Annotated in this window: 1 protein-coding gene and 1 tRNA gene; both read left to right on the top strand. The window is 56.3% G+C overall.

Annotated elements, in window-relative coordinates:
• Positions 1-63: 63 nt before the first annotated feature.
• Positions 64-139 (top strand) — tRNA-Ala (locus MKL20_RS25355).
• 130 nt (positions 140-269) lie between these two features.
• Positions 270-474, top strand: a 205-nt coding sequence (locus MKL20_RS25350; protein WP_244038984.1) for a hypothetical protein, incomplete at its 3' end; no start/stop codon positions are given.

The following is a 474-nucleotide window of genomic DNA, read 5'->3' as shown; positions in this document are numbered from 1 at the left end:
ACGTTCGAGTCGTCCCAGGCCCACCACGACACGGGACGTTCGATCGGCTGAGGCTGACCCCTTGGGGCCATAGCTCAGTTGGGAGAGCGCGTGCTTTGCAAGCATGAGGTCGTCGGTTCGATCCCGTCTGGCTCCACCATTGTTTTGGGATATTTTTTGGAGTTGCATCTGCGACTTCAGCCCAAATCGAGGTGTTGAGCCGGCTATCTGGAACACAGTTTGCCGCGGCAGACGATTAGCAAGGACCGTAGGGTTCGGTTGATCGTGCCGTGAGCGAAGACATCAGTGACATCGTGAAGAGGGAATGTGGCCGTTGGGGGCGCGAAAGCGTCAACCCTGGCGGTCATGTTCGGCAAGCATACGGCGATTTGATCGGAAACGATCGGATCGCTGGTCTTTTTGTGACCGTGTCAGATTTTTGCTCTGGATCCTCTGGACCCAGTGGCAAGAAAACGGACATCGATCACGAGAGCG

Source organism: Methylobacterium sp. E-066 (assembly GCF_022829635.1).
Classification (GTDB): Bacteria; Pseudomonadota; Alphaproteobacteria; order Rhizobiales; family Beijerinckiaceae; genus Methylobacterium.
The sequence above is the reverse complement of the archived record's forward strand: the minus strand, read 5'-3'. Positions and strand labels throughout refer to the sequence as shown.